The 18970-nt window shown below is 68.8% G+C and carries 23 protein-coding genes; 9 read left to right on the top strand and 14 right to left on the bottom strand.

All coding sequences use genetic code 11. The features are described 5' to 3' along the window. Positions 1-99 precede the first annotated feature (99 nt). Positions 100-1551, top strand: coding sequence for a chloride channel protein (locus WU80_RS14365; RefSeq protein WP_156349659.1), 1452 nt, complete (start codon positions 100-102; stop codon positions 1549-1551). On the opposite strand, the gene dps is transcribed toward WU80_RS14365, so the two are convergent. Both dps and WU80_RS14355 read right to left on the bottom strand, forming a co-directional pair. Then, positions 1548-2093 carry a DNA starvation/stationary phase protection protein Dps gene (gene dps, locus WU80_RS14360; protein ID WP_055404639.1) on the bottom strand — a complete coding sequence of 182 codons (546 nt, stop codon included), beginning with the start codon at positions 2091-2093 and terminating at the stop codon, positions 1548-1550. The genes WU80_RS14365 and dps overlap by 4 nt on opposite strands. 94 nt (positions 2094-2187) lie before the next feature. Continuing rightward, positions 2188-3099, bottom strand: a complete 912-nt coding sequence (locus WU80_RS14355; protein ID WP_055404638.1) for a DNA-3-methyladenine glycosylase — start codon at positions 3097-3099, stop codon at positions 2188-2190. A 51-nt stretch (positions 3100-3150) separates the two neighbouring features. Between WU80_RS14355 and WU80_RS14350 the strand changes: the two genes are divergently transcribed. Further along, complete coding sequence (locus WU80_RS14350; RefSeq protein ID WP_055404637.1) at positions 3151-3549, top strand: nuclear transport factor 2 family protein; 399 nt, start codon at positions 3151-3153, stop codon at positions 3547-3549. Here WU80_RS14350 and WU80_RS14345 read toward each other — a convergent pair. The 3 genes from WU80_RS14345 to WU80_RS14335 all read right to left on the bottom strand — a co-directional run bounded on the left by WU80_RS14345 (position 3546) and on the right by WU80_RS14335 (position 5521). After that, positions 3546-3926, bottom strand: a complete 381-nt coding sequence (locus tag WU80_RS14345; protein WP_055404636.1) for a DUF427 domain-containing protein — start codon at positions 3924-3926, stop codon at positions 3546-3548. The two genes, WU80_RS14350 and WU80_RS14345, sit on opposite strands and share 4 nt — an antisense overlap. A gap of 65 nt (positions 3927-3991) precedes the next feature. Then, positions 3992-5017 carry an NAD-dependent epimerase/dehydratase family protein gene (locus WU80_RS14340; RefSeq protein ID WP_055404635.1) on the bottom strand — a complete coding sequence of 342 codons (1026 nt, stop codon included), beginning with the start codon at positions 5015-5017 and terminating at the stop codon, positions 3992-3994. Beyond that, positions 5018-5521, bottom strand: a complete 504-nt coding sequence (locus WU80_RS14335; RefSeq protein WP_055404634.1) for a nuclear transport factor 2 family protein — start codon at positions 5519-5521, stop codon at positions 5018-5020. Positions 5522-5611: 90 nt separating this feature from the next. Here WU80_RS14335 and msrA point away from each other — a divergent pair, with 90 nt between their 5' ends. Further along, a complete protein-coding gene (gene msrA / locus WU80_RS14330; RefSeq protein ID WP_055404633.1) occupies positions 5612-6124 on the top strand; it encodes a peptide-methionine (S)-S-oxide reductase MsrA in 513 nt (170 codons plus the stop codon). A gap of 10 nt (positions 6125-6134) precedes the next feature. Here the strand turns inward: msrA and WU80_RS14325 are convergent, their stop codons facing one another. After that, a complete protein-coding gene (locus tag WU80_RS14325; RefSeq protein ID WP_055404632.1) occupies positions 6135-7460 on the bottom strand; it encodes a cytochrome P450 in 1326 nt (441 codons plus the stop codon). 161 nt (positions 7461-7621) lie between these two features. Here WU80_RS14325 and WU80_RS14320 point away from each other — a divergent pair, with 161 nt between their 5' ends. Continuing rightward, a complete protein-coding gene (locus tag WU80_RS14320; RefSeq protein ID WP_156349660.1) occupies positions 7622-8200 on the top strand; it encodes a TetR/AcrR family transcriptional regulator in 579 nt (192 codons plus the stop codon). A gap of 48 nt (positions 8201-8248) precedes the next feature. After that, a complete protein-coding gene (locus tag WU80_RS14315; protein WP_055404630.1) occupies positions 8249-8461 on the top strand; it encodes a molybdopterin-binding protein in 213 nt (70 codons plus the stop codon). 12 nt (positions 8462-8473) lie between these two features. Here WU80_RS14315 and WU80_RS14310 read toward each other — a convergent pair whose 3' ends face one another. Both WU80_RS14310 and WU80_RS14305 read right to left on the bottom strand, forming a co-directional pair. Continuing rightward, on the bottom strand, positions 8474-9364 hold the full coding sequence (locus tag WU80_RS14310; RefSeq protein WP_055404629.1) for an alpha/beta fold hydrolase: 891 nt from the start codon (positions 9362-9364) through the stop codon (positions 8474-8476). A gap of 29 nt (positions 9365-9393) precedes the next feature. Next, complete coding sequence (locus tag WU80_RS14305; RefSeq protein ID WP_055404628.1) at positions 9394-10629, bottom strand: sulfotransferase; 1236 nt, start codon at positions 10627-10629, stop codon at positions 9394-9396. Positions 10630-10657: 28 nt separating this feature from the next. Between WU80_RS14305 and WU80_RS14300 the strand changes: the two genes are divergently transcribed. Continuing rightward, positions 10658-11233: a TetR/AcrR family transcriptional regulator gene (locus WU80_RS14300; protein ID WP_055404627.1), complete on the top strand. Its 576-nt coding sequence runs from the start codon at positions 10658-10660 to the stop codon at positions 11231-11233. Next, entirely contained in the window at positions 11230-12333 is a 1104-nt protein-coding gene (locus WU80_RS14295; protein WP_055404626.1) for a DUF1214 domain-containing protein, read from the top strand. Before WU80_RS14300 ends, WU80_RS14295 begins: the two co-directional genes overlap by 4 nt. Here the strand turns inward: WU80_RS14295 and WU80_RS14290 are convergent. Genes WU80_RS14290 through WU80_RS14275 form a run of 4 tightly spaced genes read right to left on the bottom strand, consistent with a single transcriptional unit; the run spans position 12330 to position 16165 of the window. Next, the gene (locus tag WU80_RS14290) at positions 12330-13370 is read right to left on the bottom strand and encodes an LLM class flavin-dependent oxidoreductase (protein WP_055404625.1); all 1041 of its coding nucleotides are present in this window, start codon (positions 13368-13370) and stop codon (positions 12330-12332) included. The genes WU80_RS14295 and WU80_RS14290 overlap by 4 nt on opposite strands. Beyond that, entirely contained in the window at positions 13370-13894 is a 525-nt protein-coding gene (locus tag WU80_RS14285; RefSeq protein WP_197281295.1) for an SRPBCC family protein, read from the bottom strand. Before WU80_RS14285 ends, WU80_RS14290 begins: the two co-directional genes overlap by 1 nt. A gap of 47 nt (positions 13895-13941) precedes the next feature. Beyond that, positions 13942-15048 (bottom strand): acyl-CoA desaturase, encoded by a 1107-nt coding sequence (locus WU80_RS14280; RefSeq protein WP_055404624.1) that lies wholly within the window; start codon positions 15046-15048, stop codon positions 13942-13944. A 19-nt stretch (positions 15049-15067) separates the two neighbouring features. Then, the gene (locus tag WU80_RS14275; protein WP_055404623.1) at positions 15068-16165 is read right to left on the bottom strand and encodes a ferredoxin reductase; all 1098 of its coding nucleotides are present in this window, start codon (positions 16163-16165) and stop codon (positions 15068-15070) included. A gap of 97 nt (positions 16166-16262) precedes the next feature. Between WU80_RS14275 and WU80_RS14270 the strand changes: the two genes are divergently transcribed. After that, on the top strand, positions 16263-16910 hold the full coding sequence (locus tag WU80_RS14270; RefSeq protein WP_197281294.1) for a TetR family transcriptional regulator: 648 nt from the start codon (positions 16263-16265) through the stop codon (positions 16908-16910). Between the two features lie 48 nt (positions 16911-16958). Here WU80_RS14270 and WU80_RS14265 read toward each other — a convergent pair whose 3' ends face one another. Together WU80_RS14265 and WU80_RS14260 are read right to left on the bottom strand one after the other, a co-directional pair. After that, positions 16959-17357, bottom strand: a complete 399-nt coding sequence (locus WU80_RS14265) for a hypothetical protein (protein ID WP_055404621.1) — start codon at positions 17355-17357, stop codon at positions 16959-16961. Between the two features lie 37 nt (positions 17358-17394). After that, complete coding sequence (locus tag WU80_RS14260; protein ID WP_055404620.1) at positions 17395-18000, bottom strand: GNAT family N-acetyltransferase; 606 nt, start codon at positions 17998-18000, stop codon at positions 17395-17397. A 61-nt stretch (positions 18001-18061) separates the two neighbouring features. Here WU80_RS14260 and WU80_RS14255 point away from each other — a divergent pair. Next, positions 18062-18970 (top strand): F420-dependent hydroxymycolic acid dehydrogenase (locus tag WU80_RS14255; RefSeq protein WP_055405776.1); only part of this gene is annotated, 909 nt, incomplete at its 3' end.

Raw genomic sequence — 18970 nt, 5'->3', positions numbered from 1 at the left:
GTTTGAACTACCCGTATAACCGGACCGCGGTCCAGTTATTCCCCCGCGGCGCCGCCGTGGCGCTGCATAAGATGACTTGGTGCTTGCGGAACCCGAGCCGTGACCGAACAAGCGGATGGCGAACCACAGCCCACCGAGGCGCCGGTGGCATCGGCTCCCGGGGCGGGCGGCCGATTCGGGGCGTCGATCAGGAAGTCCGGTTACCTGCAGAAGTGGTTGCTGCTGGGCGTCACGATCGGTTTCGTCGCCGGCCTGGGAGCCGTCATCTTCTACCTGGGCCTCAAGTACACCGGCGAGTTTCTGCTCGGCTACCTGGGCGGCTACCACATCCCGACACCCGTGGGCGAGGGCGGCGGCCGGGGTGACCCCGGGTTTCACCGCGCGTGGGCGATCCCGTTGGTGACGACGGGAGGGGCGTTGCTCTCGGCGTTCTTGGTCGCCAAGTTCGCCCCCGAGGCCACGGGCCACGGCACGGACCAAGCCATCGAGGCCGTGCACGGCGATCCGCGTGCCATCCGCTTCCGGGCGGTGCTGGTGAAGATGGTGGCCAGCGCCCTGACCATCGGGTCGGGCGGTTCGGCCGGCCGCGAGGGGCCGACGGCCCAGATCTCGGCCGGCTTCTGCTCCTTGCTCGCGCGGCGGCTCCACCTGTCCGACGAGGACGGCCGGATCGCGGTGGCGCTGGGCATCGGCGCCGGCATCGGGGCGATCTTCGCGGCGCCGCTCGGCGGGGCGGTCCTGGCGGCGTCGATCACCTACCGCGACGACTTCGACTATCGCTGCCTGTTGCCCGGGTTCATCACGTCCGGCACGGCCTACGCCGTACTCGGCGCCTTCCTCGGTTTCGATCCGCTATTCGGCTACATCGACGCCGAGTACCGCTTCGAGCGGGCGTGGCCGCTGCTGTGGTTCGTGGTCATCGGCCTGGCCGCCTTCGCGGTCGGCTACCTTTACGCCCGCACCTTCCACGCCGCGGTGCGGCTCACCCGGCGGCTGCCGGGCGGCCCGGTGCTCAAACCGGCGATCGGCGGACTGCTGGTCGGACTCCTGGGCCTGCTGATCCCCCAGATCCTCAGCAGCGGCTACGGCTGGGCGCAGCTGGCGGCCGACCGCCGGTCCCTGCTGGCCATCCCGTTGTGGATCGTCGTCGTGCTGCCGATCGCGAAGATCGTCGCCACGTCGCTGTCGATCGGCACCGGTGGATCCGGCGGGCTGTTCGGGCCCGGGATCGTGATCGGCGCCTTCGTCGGGGCGGCCGTGTGGCGGCTCGGCGAGGGTCTGGCGCTGCCGGGCGTGCCGCACGAGCCGGGCGTGTTCGTCGTCGTCGGGATGATGACGTGCTTCGGCAGCGTCGCCCGGGCGCCGCTCGCCATCATGATCATGGTCGCCGAGATGACCGGTTCGTTCTCGGTGGTGCCCGGGGCGATTCTGTCCGTCGGCATCGCGGCGTTGTTGATGTCGCGCACCAACGTCACGATCTACGAGGCGCAGCGCCTGAACCGCGAGACCGCCGCGGCCGAGCGCGAAGGCCGGGTCGAGGACGGCCGCTAGGACTCGCGGGCGCTGCTGGCGGCGTCCTTCTCGGTGCTCGAGCCCTGGTGGGTCAGCTTCCCGCCCGCGCTCTCCAGGTGCGCCCGGACGAACCACTGGAACTTCTCCAGGTTCCCGGCCTGATCGATCAACAGGTCCTGGGTGACGGGGTCGAGCTCCTCGGTCTCCTCGATGTACTTGCGGATGTCCTCGATCACGCCGGTGTAGACGAGGTCCAACGCGGCCAGATGGGCCTGGACGGTGTCGCGGCCGACCGAATAGTCGTCCCAGGTGCGGTCTTTGATGATCGCCCCGGGCGTGCCCTGCGGTGATCCGCCGAGGGCCGCGATGCGTTCGGCGACGTCGTCGGCGAAACCGCGAACCGCCTCCACCTGCGGGTCGATCATCTCGTGAACACCAATGAAGTTGGGCCCCACCACATTCCAGTGCACATGCTTCAGCGTCAGGTGAAGATCGTTGTAAGTGCTCAGTTGTTTCTGCAGCAGTTCGGTCAGCCGCGCTCCCTGTTTGTCGGTGAGCCCCGGGATGGTGAACTGTGTCATCGATTTCCTCCGTTTCAAACACGGTCACGTCTTCGACAGTGGTTACCCGATGGCCGTTGCTGAAAACGCGGCCCCGGCGAGGCCATGACCACGTTTAGAGCTCGCTGATGTGTTGCACCGGTAGCCGGGCGCCGCGGCGCGGTTCGTACGCCAGCCCGCTGGCCTCCAGCAACCGCACCACCCGGTGGCGGTGCGGCCGCATGGGCTCGAGCAGCTCGAGCATGCCGGCGTCGTCGACGGGGCGGCCGACCAGCGTCCAGCCGATCATCTTGGGAACGTGGTAGTCACCCACCGACAGGGCGTCGGCGTCCCCGAACGCCCGCTGCGCCGTTTCGGCGGCGGTCCACTCCCCCACCCCGGGCAACGACATCAACGCCTCGCGCGCCCGCGCGGGCGGGCGGGACGCCAGCCGTTCCAACGAGCCGGCCCGCCGCGCGACGGTCACCACGGTCCGCGCGCGCCCCGGGTCGACATTGGCGCGGTGGAACTCCCACGAGGGAATGTGCCGCCACACCTCGGCCGATGGCGGCACCCGCATCCGCGCGGGCGCCGGTCCCGGCGCCGGTGAGCCGTACTTGGACACCAGCACGCGCCACGACCGGAACGCGTCGGCGCCGGGCACCCGCTGCTCGATGATCGCGGGGATCAGCGCCTCCAGCACCTGCCCGGTGCGGCCCAGGCGCAGGTGCGGGACGCGCCGGTGCGCCGCGGCGACGGTGGGGTCCGACGGCACGAAATCCGACGCGTCGTCCTCGAGGCCCAGCAGCGCGGGAAGCCGCTCGACGAACTCCTGCGCGCCGCCGCCCCACGCCACGCAATGGGCGGCGTTTGCGGCGGCGCGGCTGATCCGGGCGGTGACGGGCCCGCTCTGCAGCAGGCTGGTTCGCCAGATCGTGCCGTCGCCGGACGCCTGGAAGCAGGGGTCACCCGACCCGCGGCGAAGCGGCGCCAACGTGTGCCCGAAACTGACCGCCCCGGGGAACGTGACCGTGCGCTCGCTCTCCACCGACCAACTCTCCGATTGACCGTTAACGATGTGCCAAGTCAATATTGCGATGTGATGACGCCGTTCGATGACCCGCAGGGCGAACTGGCTTGGATGTTCCTACAGAGTACGAGCGATGGCGGCGACCTGGACGAGGGCTTCACGCTGCTCAGTGACGACTTCACCTATTGGACGCTGTTGACGCGCACCTCCTGCGACAAGCAAACCTTCCGCCGTGCGATCGAGCGACGCAAACGCGAGCTCGAGCTGACCATCGACCTGGTGCGCTGCGTCAACGAGGGCGAGACGGTGGTCGTCGAGGCGCAGGCCACCGGCACCACCACCGGCGGCGTCGAGTACGACAGCCCGTTCGTCTGCATCTTCGACACCCGCGACGGGCTGATCGTCTCGATGCGGGTGTACAGCGACACCCAGGCGCACGAGGCCGCGCTGCCCGGGTGGACCTGCTAGGACGGCGACACGCTGATTTCGGCCTTGTTCGGGTAGAACGCGACATGCCCGGCGATCTCGGCGACCGCGGGATAGGGCTGCTCGTAGGTCCAGATCACGTCGGAGACGGTGTCGCCTGCCGAGCTGGTCACGCTGTAGTAGCTGGCGTCGCCCTTGAAGGGGCAGTGCGTGCTGGTGTCGGTGCGGGTCAACCGGTCCTGGGCCACGTCGCTCATCGGAATGTATTGCACCGCAGGCAAAGTGGCTTCGCGCAGTTCCAGGGCGGCCGTCGTGTCGGCGACCAGCTCGCCGTTGACGCGCACCTGGACCCGGCCCCTGGTCGGCTCGATGGTGATCGGGTGGCCGGCGTTGGGTTCCTTGATTTCGGGGTGGCTCATGGTCTCCTCCTAGTCGCCAATGACGTTTTCAACGCGGACCGGCGCCCGAGACTTCCCGATCGGCCTTATTCGGGTTGCGCGGCCGGGCTGGCCTTTCGCGGGGTGCGCATGGCGGCCCAGAACCGGGCCGCCTCGCGAATTGATTCCTCGACCGGGCGCGGCTGCCAGCCCAATTCGCGCTTCGCCTTGCTGCTGTCGACCTCGGCCTCGGCGCGCATCATTCGCACCGACGTCAGGCTGAGTTCGGCGTCCTTGCCGGTGAGCCGCGCCTTGAGGGTGCCGGCCGCGGCCAGGGCGTAGAGCATCGGTACGGAGATCGACCGTTGCGGCGGCGGAGTTCCCGCCTCGTCGGCCGCGATGCGCACGACGTCGTTCAGCGCGATCATGCGATCGGACACCAGGTATCGCTCACCGACTCGCCCGTGCTCGGCTGCCAGGATCATGGCCCGCGCGGCGTCGTCGACGCCGACGACCTCCAGCTGGATGCCGTTCATCAAAAAGGGCAGCTTGCCGAACACGGCACCGGCGATGAAGGCGCCGTGCGGGGTGCCGCCCCAGTCCCCGCTGCCGTATGTGGTCGACACGCACAACGCGACGGCGGGCAACCCGGCCTCGGCGACGTAGCGCATCACCAGATTCTCGGCCTGCACCCGCGATTGGACGTAGGGAGTCAGCTTGCGGGACCGGATCACGTCCTCTTCGGTCGCGACGTGCCCGTGCCGGCGGCCCACCGTCGCGTAGGTGCTCGTGAAGACGAACCTGCGCAGCTGGGCTTGGTTGACGGCGACATCGAGGACGTTGCGCAGGCCGTCGACGTTGGTGCGAAACAGTGGCGCCGGGTCGCGCAACCAGGCGCGGGTGTCCACGACGCAGTAATAGACGTCGTCGACACCGTCCATCGCCTCGCGCAGGGTGGCGTCGTCGAAAACGTCGCCGAGGAAACGGGTCAGCTCGAGGTCGTCGATGGAGCGGGTGTTGGCGTTGGGGCGCACCATGGCCCGCACCTGCGCGCCGTCGGCGACGAGCTGGCGGGTGACGTGGGAACCCAGAAAGCCGTTGGCGCCGATAACCAGCTTGGGTTTGGTGCTCACTTACGATCCTCCGTATTGCCGCATCCAGCGCTCGGCGTCCTCGTCGAGCGTGCCCAGCGCCTGCGCCTTGCGGCACCACTTCATCCCCGCGCGCATGAAGCGCAGCGGGTTGTAGATGTCTTCTTCACGGCTCCACTGGCCGTCGCCCGCGTAAGTGATGATCGTGATGTTGGTGGCGCTGATGACGCTGCCGTCGCCGGGGTCGCGCATCGGGTTGTCCAGTTCGAGGATGACCCGCCCGGTGGGCTCGTCGATGACCGACCACAGCGTCGGGAAGGCGACCATGTGGCTGCCCGGGAACGTCGTCATCGTCTGCTTGATCCACTCGCGGACTTCATCGCGACCCCGCATGGTGCCTGCCGCGTGCTCCACGTATTCGACGTCCGGGGTGTACTGCTCGACCCAGGCGTCCCAGTCCCGGGTTTCGGCGGCCCGGGCCACCGTTGCCTCGAAATTTTCGAAGGCGGCGGACAGTTCACTGCGGGAGAACGACGGGGTGGTCATGGTGTGCCACTTCCCGAAATCGTCGCGACGTTGCGGCTCATCGGCGGAGTGTAGCCTGGGCGGCACCGAGGCGGGTGAGGAGGACGAGCGATGGCAACCCAAAAGGCGATACTTGCCGGCGGCTGTTTCTGGGGGATGCAAGAACTCATCCGCAAGCAGCCGGGCGTCGTCTCGACGCGGGTCGGCTACAGCGGGGGCGACGTCCCGAACGCGACCTACCGCAATCACGGCACGCACGCCGAGGCCGTCGAGATCGTCTACGACCCGGCGGTCACCGACTATCGGACCATCCTGGAATTCTTTTTCCAGATTCACGATCCGACGACCAAGGACCGCCAGGGCAACGACCGTGGACCCAGTTACCGGTCGGCCATCTTCTACCTCGACGAGGAGCAGAAGCGAATCGCACTGGACACCATCGCCGACGTCGAGGCGTCCGGGCTGTGGCCCGGCAAGGTGGTGACCGAGGTCAGCCCCGCCGGAGATTTCTGGGAGGCCGAACCCGAGCACCAGGACTACCTGCAGCACTACCCGAACGGGTACACCTGCCACTACATCCGCCCGGGTTGGAAACTGCCGCGGCGGGCCACCGCGGACCAGTAGGCCTACCGGCTCAGCGCCGGTGCACCACGATCCGCCCGCCGTCCTTGGGCGTGTAGGCCACGCCCCGGCCGTGCCACCGCTCACCCGGCGCCGTCGTGGTCTCAATGGTGAACTCGCGCAACACTGTTCGCAGCACGACGTCCATCTCCATGTTGGCGAACGCCGCTCCCACGCAGCGGCGGGTGCCGCCGCCGAAGGGTATCCACGCGAACGCCGACGGCTTGGTCCCGACGTAGCGTTGCGGGTCGAATCGCTCCGGATCTTCGAAGACGTCCGGGTTTTCGTGAATCTGGGCGATGCTCACCAGGATTGACTCACCGCGGGGAATGACCCACTCGCCGAGTTGGTAGCGCGGCGGGTAGACCCGCCGGGCGGCGAAATCGATGACCGTCCGGGCCCGTTGGACTTCCAGGATGGCCGCCTGGCGCAGCTCCTGGCCGCCCTCGTCGGCCTCCGCGACCAGCGCCGCCAGCACATCCGGATGCCGCGTCAGCCGCTCGAACGCCCAGCCCAGCGTGGAGGCCGTCGTCTCGTGGCCGGCCGCCAGCAGCGTGAGCAATTCGTCGCCGATGTCCTTGCGGGACATGGCCGAACCGTCTTCGTAGGTACTGCGCAGCATCAACGCGAGCACGTCGCTGCGCTCGTCGAAGTGCGGGTCGGCCCGCTCGGATTCGATCAGCCTGTCGATGACGCCGTCGTACTGGCGGCGCCACTCATCCAGCCGGCCCCACGGCGTGAAGCGGCCGTAACTGCGTTGTGGTTTGGGCATCGTCGCCATCCGCGAGCCCAGCGTGACCCACGGCGGAATGAGCCGGCGCAGCTCGTCGAGTTCGGCGCCTTCGGCCCCGAACACGGCGCGCAGGATCGCGTTGAGCGTGATGTGCATCATCGACGGCAGCGTCGCGAAAGGCTCGCCCTCGGGCCAGGTGGCGGTCTCCCGCAACGTCTCCTCTTCGATGATCGCCTCGTACTTCTTCATGCTCTTGCCGTGAAACGGCGGGGCCAGCAACCGCCGCCGCCGGCGATGGTCTTCCCCGTCGAGCGCGAACACCGAGCCGGAGCCGAACAACCGGCTCAGGTTGGGCTGGATGTTGCCGAGCTCGTCGGGGCTGGTGGTGAAGATCTGTTTGGCCAGCTGCGGGTCGGCGACCACCACGACCCGGCCATAGATGGGCAGGTTCAGCGTGAAGACGTCGCCGTGACGGCGGGCCAGCCGCTTGATCATCCCCCGCCGTGACACGGCAAAACCCAGTCCCTGCAACACCTTTGGCAGCCGGGTTGCCGGCGGCATCCGGACGGCGGCGGCCGACGCTGGGGCGGTGACGACTTCACTCATGGCGGGCTGCTCCCCGTATCTGACCCGGATCCGGGCTGGTACCGCGGTGTACCAAATCCTTTCGGAATACGGTACTCTGTGGTACCACACCTGACAAGGGTGCTCTCCCTACCGAAAGGGGCGCCGGCGTGACCCCAGCGGCGACGGCAACGCCTGACGAGGTGGTTCGGGGCGATCCGTTTCGGCTGCGGTTGCTCGACGGCCTGGCCGCCTCGATTGCCGAGCGCGGTTACCGCGCCAGCACGGTCGCCGACATCGTGCGCAACGCCCGCACCTCCAAGCGCACCTTCTACGACCAGTTCGCCAGCAAGGAAGAGTGCTTCCTGGAGCTGCTGCGCGCCGACATCGAGGAACTCGGCGAGAGCATCGCCGCCGCGGTCGACCCCGAGGCCGACTGGCACAAACAGATTCGTCAGGCCGTCGAGGCCTACGTCGCACACATGGAAGCCCGCCCAGCCATCACCTTGAGCATGATCCGCGAGCTCCCGTCGCTGGGCGCCGCCGCCCGCCCCATGCAGCGCCGCGGGCTGCAGCTGCTGTCCAGCCTGCTGATCGACCTCAGCGCCAGCCCCGGCTTCCAGCGCGCCGAGCTGCCCCCGCTGACCGCCCCGCTGGCCGTCATCCTGCTGGGCGGCCTGCGCGAATTGACCGCGCTGGCCGTCGAAGACGGAAAACCGGTGCGGGGCATAGTCGAACCGGCCGTCGACGCCTCGATAGCCCTGCTCGGCCCGCGGCACTGAGCGGGCTAGGCTCGATCGCAGACCCTCAACGAGACGGAGGACCTCGCGATGCGGCTATCGACGCGAAACCAGCTCAAAGGAACCATCACCGAGGTCAACCTCGGCACCGTGATGGCGATCGTTAAGGTCAAGCTGGACGGTGGCGACCAGATCGTCACATCCTCCGTCACCAAGGACGCCGCCACGGATCTCGGGCTCGAGGTCGGCCAGCCCGCGACCGTGTTCATCAAGTCCACGGAAGTCACCATCGGCGTCGAGTAACCTTGCGGGGGCCTACTTTTCGGCGCGCAGGAAGCTCCGCACCCGGTCGAGCACCAGCTCCGGGCGCTGGTCGATGATCCAGTGCCCGACGCCGTCGACCAGCTCCACCTCGAAATCGCTGATGTGATCGGCATATCCGTCGGTGAGGTCGGGGGTGATCACCGGGTCCTCGGTGCCCGTCAGCCACCGGACGGGGACGTCCACCCGGGCGTCGTCGTACTCACCGCGCATCCAGCGCAGCATCTCGCCGCCCTGGAAGCTGCGATACCAGCGCGAGCCCGCCTCCGCGTGGCCGGGCTGGCGCATGCACTCGGCGTAGATGCGCAGGTCGTCCTCCGGCAACGCGAAACCGCCACCCACCCATGACCCGAGCAGGCGGCTCGACCGCGAGTTGAGATTGCCGATCATTCGCGGGCCGACGACCGGCAACGAGATCGGGATCTGATACCACAGCCGCCAGATGTTTCGCACCGCCCGCAGATCGCGCTTCACCCAGGGCGCCACCGTGTTGACCCCGAAGAACCCGCTCACCTTTTCCGGGTGGCGCAGCATCATGATGAACGCGACCGGTCCGCCCCAGTCGTGGGCGACGAGCTTGACCGTCGCAACGCCGAGCCGATCCAGGACGGCCGCCAAATCGTCGGCCATCTCGGTCTTGGTGTAACTCGAGCGAGGCGCCGAGCTCCAGCCGGCGCCACGCAGGTCGGGGCACAGCACGCGATAGCCGTCGGCGGCCAGCGGCCCGATCAGGTTGTGCCATTCCCACCAATTCTGCGGGAAGCCGTGCACCAGCATGACCGCCGGACCTTCGGCCGGGCCCGCATCCGCGACGTGGATCGTCACCTCGGGTCCGAGCTCCACATACCTGTGTTCGACACCCTCCAGCGCGGGCATAGTGACCATGAGTTGAGAAGGTAGCGGCCCACGGTGGGTTAGGCCAGGAACCGTTCCACATACGGCGCGAAGCGGCCGCGCAGGTCGGCCTCGTCCAACCCGAACATCTCGCAGGACGTCGCGACGTTGCCCAACCGGCCGCGACGGTGGGCCGCCAGGTAATCGTCGATCGCCGTTCGCGCTTCGGCGGTGAACGGCTCGCCGGCCAGGGCGTACACCCGCTCGGCCACCCCGGTCTCGTTCGCCATGAAGTCGTCGAACCGGATGTCGATCGACCGCTCCGGACCGATGACGTCGCGATCGCGGACGAGCGCGGTCAGCATCTGTTCGAGCCGATCGATCCACGACGCCGCGATCTCTTCCACCGGCACCGGCGAGCGGTGCATGCGCGCGGAGTAGGTGATCATCGCGATCATCGAGAGCGCCACCGGCACGGGATCGCGGTGGGTGAAAACCACGATGGCGCTGGGGAATACGCGGTTGAGTACCGGAACCTGCTCGAGATGCTGGGGCGACTTGAGCAGCCAGCGCCGACCGCCACGCAGGAACTGCATCGCCTTGAGTTGCCGGGCCAGGTATTCATAATGCGGCGTCTGGTCGTGGGCCTGGTAGTAGTCGCGCCAGCGGGGCACGTGCGCCAGCGTCTCGAAGAGCATGGTCGAGAAGTCGTTGGCGAGCAGCTGGATTTCCTCGTGGACGTGCTCGGTGGTCATCTCGTGCATCAGCGGGAAGTGCGGCATCACGGTGTTGATCAGCCCGACCGCGACGTCCATGCGCGCCCGCCGGGGATCCGGCTCGATCCCGGCCTCGGCCGGCAACGGGAACGGCTCGACGCTCTCCCAGTACGGCATGGTGCGGAAGGTGGGCGGCGCCGCCAGCAGGTTGTGCAGGTGGGTGGTGCCGGTGCGGGGCAGGCCGGCGATCACCACCGGCGGCTCCAGCTCGATGTCGTCGATCTCGGGATGCCGGCGCAGCAGGTCGGTCAGCAGCAGGCGGTTCTTGAGCAACTGCAGCAGCTGCCCGTAGAAGTTGACGGTCCCCGCGTCGTGGCGTCCGTCGATATCGCGCAGCGCGGCCAGGTAGACCCCGAGCCGCTCGCGATAGTCCGGCGCGCCGAAATCGGCCAAGCCGGTGTCGGCGGCGGCCCTGGCGTGCAGCGCGTCCGCGTCCAGCGGGCAGTCCGGCGCCAGTGAGGCCATCATGTCGAGCAGTTGCTGCGCCTCGGCGCTGAACCGGGGCTGGGCGAGGTCATCGAGGCGAACGGCATCGGTCACGCCGACTTATGTTACTCTGAGTTTCGTAATGGTAGTGGATTTTGGCCGACCCCGTGACCCTCGCATCGACGGCGCCGTGTTGAGCGCGACCGTCGAGCTGCTCGCCGAGACCGGCTACGCCGGGCTGCTGGTGTCCGCGATCGCCGAGCGCGCCGGTACTTCCAAGCCCGCGATGTACCGGCGCTGGCCGAGCAAGGCGCACCTGGTGCACGAGGCCGTGTTCCCCATCGGTGCCGGGACCGCGTTGCCCGACACCGGGTCGCTGGCCGAGGATCTGCGCGAAATGATTTGTCGCTCAATGGCTTTCCTGACCACGCCGGCGGCCCGGGCGGCCCTGCCCGGGCTGGTGGGCGAGATGGCCGCGGATCCGACCTTGCACTCGGCGCTGCTGGAGCGGTTCGCGGGCATCATCGGCGGCGGCCTGGCCGAGCTGCTGAAGCGCGCCGCGGGCCGCGGCGAGGTCCGGCCGGAGGTGAGCGCCACCGAACTGACGGAGGCCATCGCCGGCATCACCCTCATGGGTTTGCTCACCCGCGTCACCGAGCTCGACGACGCCTGGGTGGACCGCACCACCACGTTGCTCCTGAAGGGAATCAGCGCATGACGCACGAAACGACGGCCGCATGGCAGGAGTTGCTCGGCACCCTCTCCACCCTGGACCGGTCGTTCCTGGAGGGCGAGCGGGCGGTGACCGACGAGCGCCACATCGCCGACGGCTACCGCGCCCTGGCCACGGCGCTGGGCGTCGCCCTGGACGCCTACCTGTTCCCCGAGCCCGGCCGCCCGCAGTTCGTCGCGGTGAACACGCCGTTCCGCCGGGACCGCCGGTGGGGCGGCGACAACACCGACGCCTATTACTTCATGTGCCCGGTGGATCCGCGGCGTCGTTACCGCATCAGCGGCAATCGCGGTGACAGCGTGTACTTTTCAGTGACCGCGTACAACGAACCGTCTCCAGGCGCGTGGTCCGACCGGGTCGTCGCGATCGTCCGCGACAGCGATCTCGACATCGACGCCGACGGTGACTTCGCCTTCGAGCTCGGCCCCATCCCCGACGCCGCCGTGCTGATGACCCGCGACTACCAGGCCGATCCGCTGACGGGGCGCCCCGTCGTCTGGCGCATCGAGGCGCTCGACGAGCCGGACCCGATCCGGCACGGCGACGCCGAGACCGCGGCGAGCCTGCGGGCGGCGACCGCATGGCTGCGCACCATGTTCGCCATCGTCCCGCTGGCGGTCGGCACCCGCGCGGACGACGAGCACGCGCTCGGCCACGAAACCGCGCATGCCGCAAACGAATTCGCCGATCCCTATCAGGTGCCCGACGCCAACTTCGGCTGGTCGGCGCGCGACGCCTGCTACTCCTACGGCAGCTTCGTGCTCGACGACGACGAGGCGCTGGTGATCACGCACCGGCCGCCGGAGTGCAGGTTCTGGAACCTGGTGGTGTGGAACCAATTCATGGCCACCTTCGGCGCCTCCGATGCGCGCTGCTCGGTCAACGGGCACAGCGCCGTGCTCAACAGCGACGGCTCCGTCACGATCGTGTTGTCCCGCGCGCTGACCGCGCACCCCAATTCGCTGACCACGCTGGGTTATCCGCGCGGCAACCTCGCCTTCCGGTGGTTCCTGGCGGACGGGGTGCCGCAACGCCCGGAGGTGAAAGTGGTAAAGGCCTCGCAGGCGCCGACCGGCGTGGCCTAGACCTCGGCGACCAACTCGATGGCCCGCCCGAGCGTCGAAAGCTTCGCGTCCAGGGTGTCGCCGGCGGGATACAGCCGCACGGTGTTCACGCCGGCGTCCCGCCACACCACCAGCCGGGCGCGGACCATCTCCTCGGTGCCGATCAACGTGGTGGCCAGCACCATGTCGTCGGTGACCAGCGCCGCCGCGCCGTCGCGGTCGCCCCGCTGCCAGCGCTCGCGCACCTCGGCGGCGACGTCGGCCCAACCCTGCCTGCTGTAGGCCTGGTTGTAGTAGTTCGTGCTCGACGAGCCCATCCCGCCGAGGCTGAAGGCGAGCTCCTTCTTGCGCGCGGCGACCATGTCGCGCAGCTCGTGTTCGTCGGACGCGAAGGCGACTTCGGCGCCCTGGCAGATGTCGACGGCGGCGCGCGTGCGGCCGGCGGCGGTCAGCCCCTCGTCGAGGTGCGAGAAGTACGCCTCGCCGGCGCCCTCCGGTACGAAGCTGGTGCCCAGCCAGCCGTCGGCGATCCGACCGGTCAACCGCAGCATCGCCGGTGACAGCGCGGCCAGGTAGATCGGGATGGGGTGCTCGGGCCGGGTCGACAACCGCATCGGCACCCCTTCGCCGTCGGGCAACGGAATCTGAAACTGCTTGCCCGCGTACGAGATTTTGCCTCCGGCGCACACCTGCCGCACGATGTCGACGGTTTCGGCGATGCGCGCGAGCGGCCGGCTGAACGAGAGGCCGTGCAGGCCCTCGATCACCTGCGGACCCGACGCGCCCAGCCCGAGCAGGAACCGGCCGCCGGACAGGTTGGACAGCGTGATGGCGGTCTGGGCCACCATGACGGGCGAGCGCACGCCGACCTGCAGCACGCCCGAGCCCAGCAGGATCCGCCCGGTGCGGGCCGCGAGGTAGCCCAGCGCGGACGGCGCGTCCGAACCCCAGGCCTCGGCGACCCAGCACACGTCGAGGCCCAGCTTCTCCGCCTCGACGACGAAGTCCGCGGTTTCCCGGGCGGCGCTCGACAGCTCGACCGTCGTCGCGGTGCGCATCAGCGCACCCCGTGCTCGGCCAGCCTCTTGATCGCCGCGAGCGTCTTGCCGATCGCGGCCTCGAATTCGCGCATCCGCACGAAGACGATCTTCTGCTCCTTGTCGGGCATCGATTCGATGGCCACCGACAACCCCGAGCGCCCCGGGCCCATCTGCATCCAGTAGCTCAGCGCGGTGCCGCCATCGCGGGGCGTCAGCCGGAACCGCCACATCGCGGCGGGATGGTCGGGTTCACCGACGGCCCAGGCGAATTCGCGTGGCTCGTCGCACGCGACGATCTGCGACGTGGTGCTCCACCGCCCGAACGCGTCGTGCTCGTTGTGCCCGACGAACCGGGCGCCCACCCGCGGGGCGTCGGCACCCTCGGCCCATTCCACGGCTTGCAGCTCGTTGCTGAGCGTCGGCATCAGCTTGATGTCGGAAACCAGGCCCCACACCCGCGACGGATCGGCATCGATCCACGTCGATGCCTCCACCGTCGGTTTGTCCGCGTAGCGCGCGCCGGTCCACTCCACGCAGCCCATTGTCCCCCGCGCGCAATGCCCGGCGCGCGGGGGACGTGGGCGACGCCTCAGGCCGCGACGGGCTCTGAGTCGGCCGGCCGGCCGGTGGGTTCTTTCCGCCGGATCGAGTCCGGGAAGGTCAGCCGAACGATCTTGCGGACGACGGTGCCGAACTGCCGCGGCAGCGGTCCGCGGTTGTAGGGGATGCCGTAGCGCTCGCAGATCTCCTGCACCTCGGGCGCGATCTCGGCGTAGCGGCGCGCGGGCATGTCCGGGAAGAGGTGGTGCTCGATCTGGTGGGATAGGTTGCCGGAGAGCAAGTGAAACAGCTTGCCGCCGGTCAGGTTTGCCGAACCGAGGACCTGGCGGAAGTACCACATGCCGCGGGACTCGTTCTGGGTCTCCTCGACCGTGAATTCCTGGGTGCCGTCCGGGAAGTGGCCACAGAAGATGATCATGTACGACCACACGTTGCGCATCAGGTTGGCGGACAGGTTGCCCGCGAAGACGAACGGCGCGAACGGCCCGGCCAGCAACGGGAAGGCCACGTAGTCCTTGAGCGTCTGCCGGCGGGTCTTCTTCCAGATCTGCCGCAGCACGTCGCGCTTGTCGGCGAGTTCGATCTCACCGGCGCGGATTCGCTCGGTTTCCAGCTCGTGCAGCGCGACGCCGTACTGGAACAGCACCATCAGCAGGAAGGCGTAGAGCGGGTTGCCCAGGAAGTAGGGCTGCCAACGCTGGTCCTCGCTCATCCGCAGGATGCCGTAGCCGATATCGCGGTCCATCCCCACGATGTTGGTGTGGGTGTGATGCATGTAGTTGTGCGAGTGGCGCCATTGGTCCGCCGGGCACGCGGTGTCCCACTCGAAGGACCGCCCGGAGATCGTGGGGTCACGCATCCAGTCGTACTGGCCGTGCATGATGTTGTGGCCGATCTCCATGTTGTCCAGAATTTTCGATAAGCCCAGCATCGTGGTGCCCAGCAGCCAGGCGGGCGGCAGGAACAGCAACGCACGCCCGCCGACTTCCAGCGCGCGCTGGGCCTTGATGACGCGGCGAATGTAGTCGGCGTCTTCCGCGCCCAGGCTGGCCATCACGCGCTCCCGGATGGCGTCCAGCTCGCGTCCGAACGCGTCGGCCTGTTCAGGGGTCAGGGTGATCTTGTTCTGTGTCATGGCTTTTCCTCCAATTTGGTCACAGCGATAGACCGACGTCACCGACCGGGACGGACACACAGATCTGCACATCCTCGTCCGGAGCGGTCGAGACCGCGCCGGTGATCAGGTTGCGCACCGTGCCGGTGGTCTTGCGCCGGGTGCAGGTGTGGCAGATGCCCATCCGGCAGCCGTTTTCGGGTGACAGGCCGGCTGATTCGGCCTGTTCCAGTAGCGGGCGTCCGTCGTCGACGACGTCGACCCCGCTGTCGGCGAAGGTGATTCGTCCGCCCGACGGGTTGGCCGGCGCCTCGAACGACGGCGGCACGAAGCTTTCGGTGTGGACGTTGTCGCAGTGGTCTCGCACGGACTCAACCAAAGGCTTTGGGCCGCAGACGAACACCGCATCGGGTTCGGGCATCGCCGCTTGCAGGTGCGCCGCACCGAATCGACCTGTGAGGTCGCCGCCGTCGGCCCGGGTGTAGCCGTGCAGCACGCGAACGCCGGGCAGCGTCGCCAGCTCGTCGCGGTAGCACGCCTCGGCAGGGGTGCGGGCGTAGTGGATGAACGCGACCTCGCCCGGGTGGCCCTGGGCCACCAGGGTGCGCAGCATCGCCAGCACCGGGGTGATGCCGCTTCCGCCGGAGACGAACAGGATCCGCCGAGGTCTCTGGGATCCCCGCGCCGGCAGCACGAAGTCGCCGCCGACACCCGCCAGGCCGACCACCATGCCGCGGTGGGCGCGCTCGTAGAGGTAGTTGGACACCAGCCCGCCGTCGTGCCGACCGATCGTCAGCTCGAGGTTGGCGGCACCTTCGGCGTTGGCCGGCGAGTAGCAGCGGGTGTGCCGGCGGCCGTCGATTTCCACGGCCAGGTTGACGTATTGGCCGGCCTTGACGGTCCAAGCGGACGTGAAGCTGTCGTTCGGGGCGAGCGTGAGGGTGACGCTGCGGGCGGTGGTGCGCCGCACGTCGATCACCTTGGCGCGGGCCTCGTCAAGCGTCCAGGTGGGCGCCACCAGCTCGGTGTACCGGTCGACGCCGTGCGGGCCGGTGAGGAGGTCGAGGAGGTCTGAACCCAAGACTCGCTTCCGAAGACTCCGAGCGAGGGCCCGACCAGAAGTCGTTTGAGTGAACATATGTATACCGTGGGGCCGCACCACCCGGTCAGTCAAGGCTTTACTGCTGGTCTGTGGTAGGGTTCACATAGTGAACAGCCGTACTCCTAGCTCACGGGTGCGCGGTTCTGGTCGCGAACGCTCACGCGAAAGCCGGTCTCGCGAGGAGCGCAAGGAGGCGACCCGGCGCGCGATCATCGCCGCGGCGCTCAAGTTGCTGCAGGATCGCGGCTTTTCCAGCCTGAGCCTGCGCGAGGTGACGCGGGAGGTCGGCATCGTCCCGGCGGCCTTCTACCGCCACTTCGAGTCGATGGAGGCCCTGGGCCTGGTTTTGATCGACGAGTCGTTCCGCAGCTTGCGCGATACCTTGCGCGACGCGCGGGCCGGCAAGCTAGACCCGAACCGGGTCATCGAGTCGTCCGTGGAAATCCTGGTCGCGAGCGTCGCACAGCGGCGGGAGCATTGGCGATTCATCGCGCGCGAGCGCAACAGCGGCCTAAGCGTGCTGCGCTACGCCATCCGCACCGAGATCCGGCTGATCACCTCCGAGTTGGCCACCGACCTCGCGCGCTTTCCGCGGCTGCACGAGTGGAGCACCGAGGACCTCAACGTGCTGGCGACCCTGTTCGTCAACGCGATGATCGTCATCGCCGAGGCCATCGAGGATGCCCAGAGCACCGAGGCGCTGGAAGACATTCGGCGGATCGCGGTCAAGCAGTTGCGGATGATCGCGATCGGCATCGCCGGCTGGAAGAGCAGCCCCTAGCGACGCGCGCCGCCCACGCGTGCAGTGAACAGTCGAACACTGGCGCCCTCACTCCGTCGTCCGGGCGAAGTCCGGCGCCCCGTTCTCGTCGACGACCTCATAGAGCGACTCGCCGTCTTCGGGCGCCCCGTCGATCTGGCCGCGATGAGCGCGCCCGGGCGGACCGTCGGCGACCGGGGCCGCCCCGTCGCCCAGCGCATCGGGAGAGACGTCCGGTTCCTCCTCGGCGAGCCGGGCATCAAGGGATTCGCCCTCGCGCTCTTCCCGCGCGGTCATGCCGAAGCGGTTGGCTTCGCTCCAGTCCTCGGGCGGGTCGACGACGATGTCGCCGTCGTCGTTGAGGACTTCGTCGGAATCGGTGCCTTCGCTCGCGTTCAGGGTGTCACCGGGCCCGCCTTCCTCGGGAAAGTCCGCGGGGTCGACTTCGCCCTGGGGGTTTTCGCTCATGCGGAAACGGTTGCCCGCCGAATTGGGGGGCTAAACGCTAGCGCGGCGAGCGCCACATCGCCCACATGGTCGGGCCGCCGTCGGGCAACACCAGCTCGCGGGTCACCGTGAAACCGAAACGTTCGTAGTACGGCACGTTTTCGGGCTTGCTCGACTCGAGGTAGGCCGGGCAATACTCGGCGTCGCAACGCTCCAGCCGCGACCGCATCAGCGCCTGGCCGAAACCCCTGCCACGGACCGAAGGGTCGCTCCCGATCGCGGCCAGATACCAGTGCGGCTCTTCGGGATGCGTGCGCTTCATCAGCTCCTGCACGCCGCGCGCCCTCGCGGCGCGCAGGCCGAACACCCGCAGGAACGTCGGGGTCATCGCCAGCTCGCCCAGGCGCGTCTCGCGCCACTGATTCGGCGGATCCCACAGCGCCGCCGCGCCGATGTCCGGGCCGTCGCAGGCCACCTCGACGCCGCCGCAGCGCAGATGGTGGTGGCGGGTCATCGTCGCGAACACCCGGTACAGGTTCGCCGTTCGCGCCCGCGCGTCGGGCAGCAGCCACGTCATCACCGGGTCGTCGTAAAACGCCCGGGCCAGCGTGCGGGACAGCTCGCGGACGTCGGCCTTCCGCGCCGGGCGCGCCTGGGGACTCACCCGAGTCAGGCTAGCCGCTGAGCGAGGGTGTCGTTGCCCAAGCGGCGGGTACTTCACCTTGGTGACCGGCGTCTCGCGTCGTGCGTTCGGGCGGATGGCCGCCGGTGCGGGCATGCTGGGCGCCGCCGGGCTCCCCACCGCGTGCGGGCGTCCGGCGGACGACCACGCCACGCCCGCCGCGCCGCCGCCAACGCGCAAGGGGGTCGGTGTGGTGCTCTCGCACGAGCAATTCCGCACCGATCAGCTGGTGGCGCACGCGCGGGCGGCCGAACAGGCCGGCTTTCAATACGCATGGGCCAGCGACCACATGCAACCGTGGCAGGACAACGAGGGCCATTCGATGTTTCCGTGGCTGACGCTGGCGCTGGTTGGCAACGCCACCAGCCGGCTCTCGTTCGGGACGGGGGTGACCTGCCCCACCTACCGCTACCACCCGGCCGTCGTCGCGCAGGCCTTTGCCTCCCTGGCGATCCTGTATCCCGGGCGGGTGTTCCTGGGGGTCGGCACCGGCGAACGGCTCAACGAGCAGGCGACCACCAACGCCTTCGGTAAGTACGCCGAGCGTCACGACCGGCTGGTCGAGGCCATCGGCCTGATTCGTCAGTTGTGGAGCGGAACACGAACCTCGTTCGCGGGCCGCTACTTTCAGACCAACGCGTTGAAGCTCTACGACGCGCCGCCGACGCCGCCACCGATCTTCGTGGCCGCCAGCGGACCCCAGAGCGCAACGCTGGCCGGGCAATACGGCGACGGCTGGATCGGTCAGGCCCGCGACGTCACGAACCCCGTACTGCTGGCCGCGTTCGGCGCCGGTGCGCGGGCCGCCGGCCGCGACGCGGAGACCCTGGGCAAGCGCGCCGAGCTGTTCGCGGTGGTCGGCGACAACGCCGAGGCCACCGCCGCCGCCGGCCTCTGGCGCTTCACCGCGGGCGCGGTCGACCAGCCGAATCCGGTCGAGATCGAGCGCGCC

The sequence above is a fragment of the Mycobacterium sp. UM_11 genome (assembly GCF_001414075.1).
Taxonomy (GTDB): domain Bacteria; phylum Actinomycetota; class Actinomycetes; order Mycobacteriales; family Mycobacteriaceae; genus Mycobacterium.
Note: the sequence above shows the minus strand (reverse complement) of the source record. Positions and strands in the feature narration are given on the sequence as shown.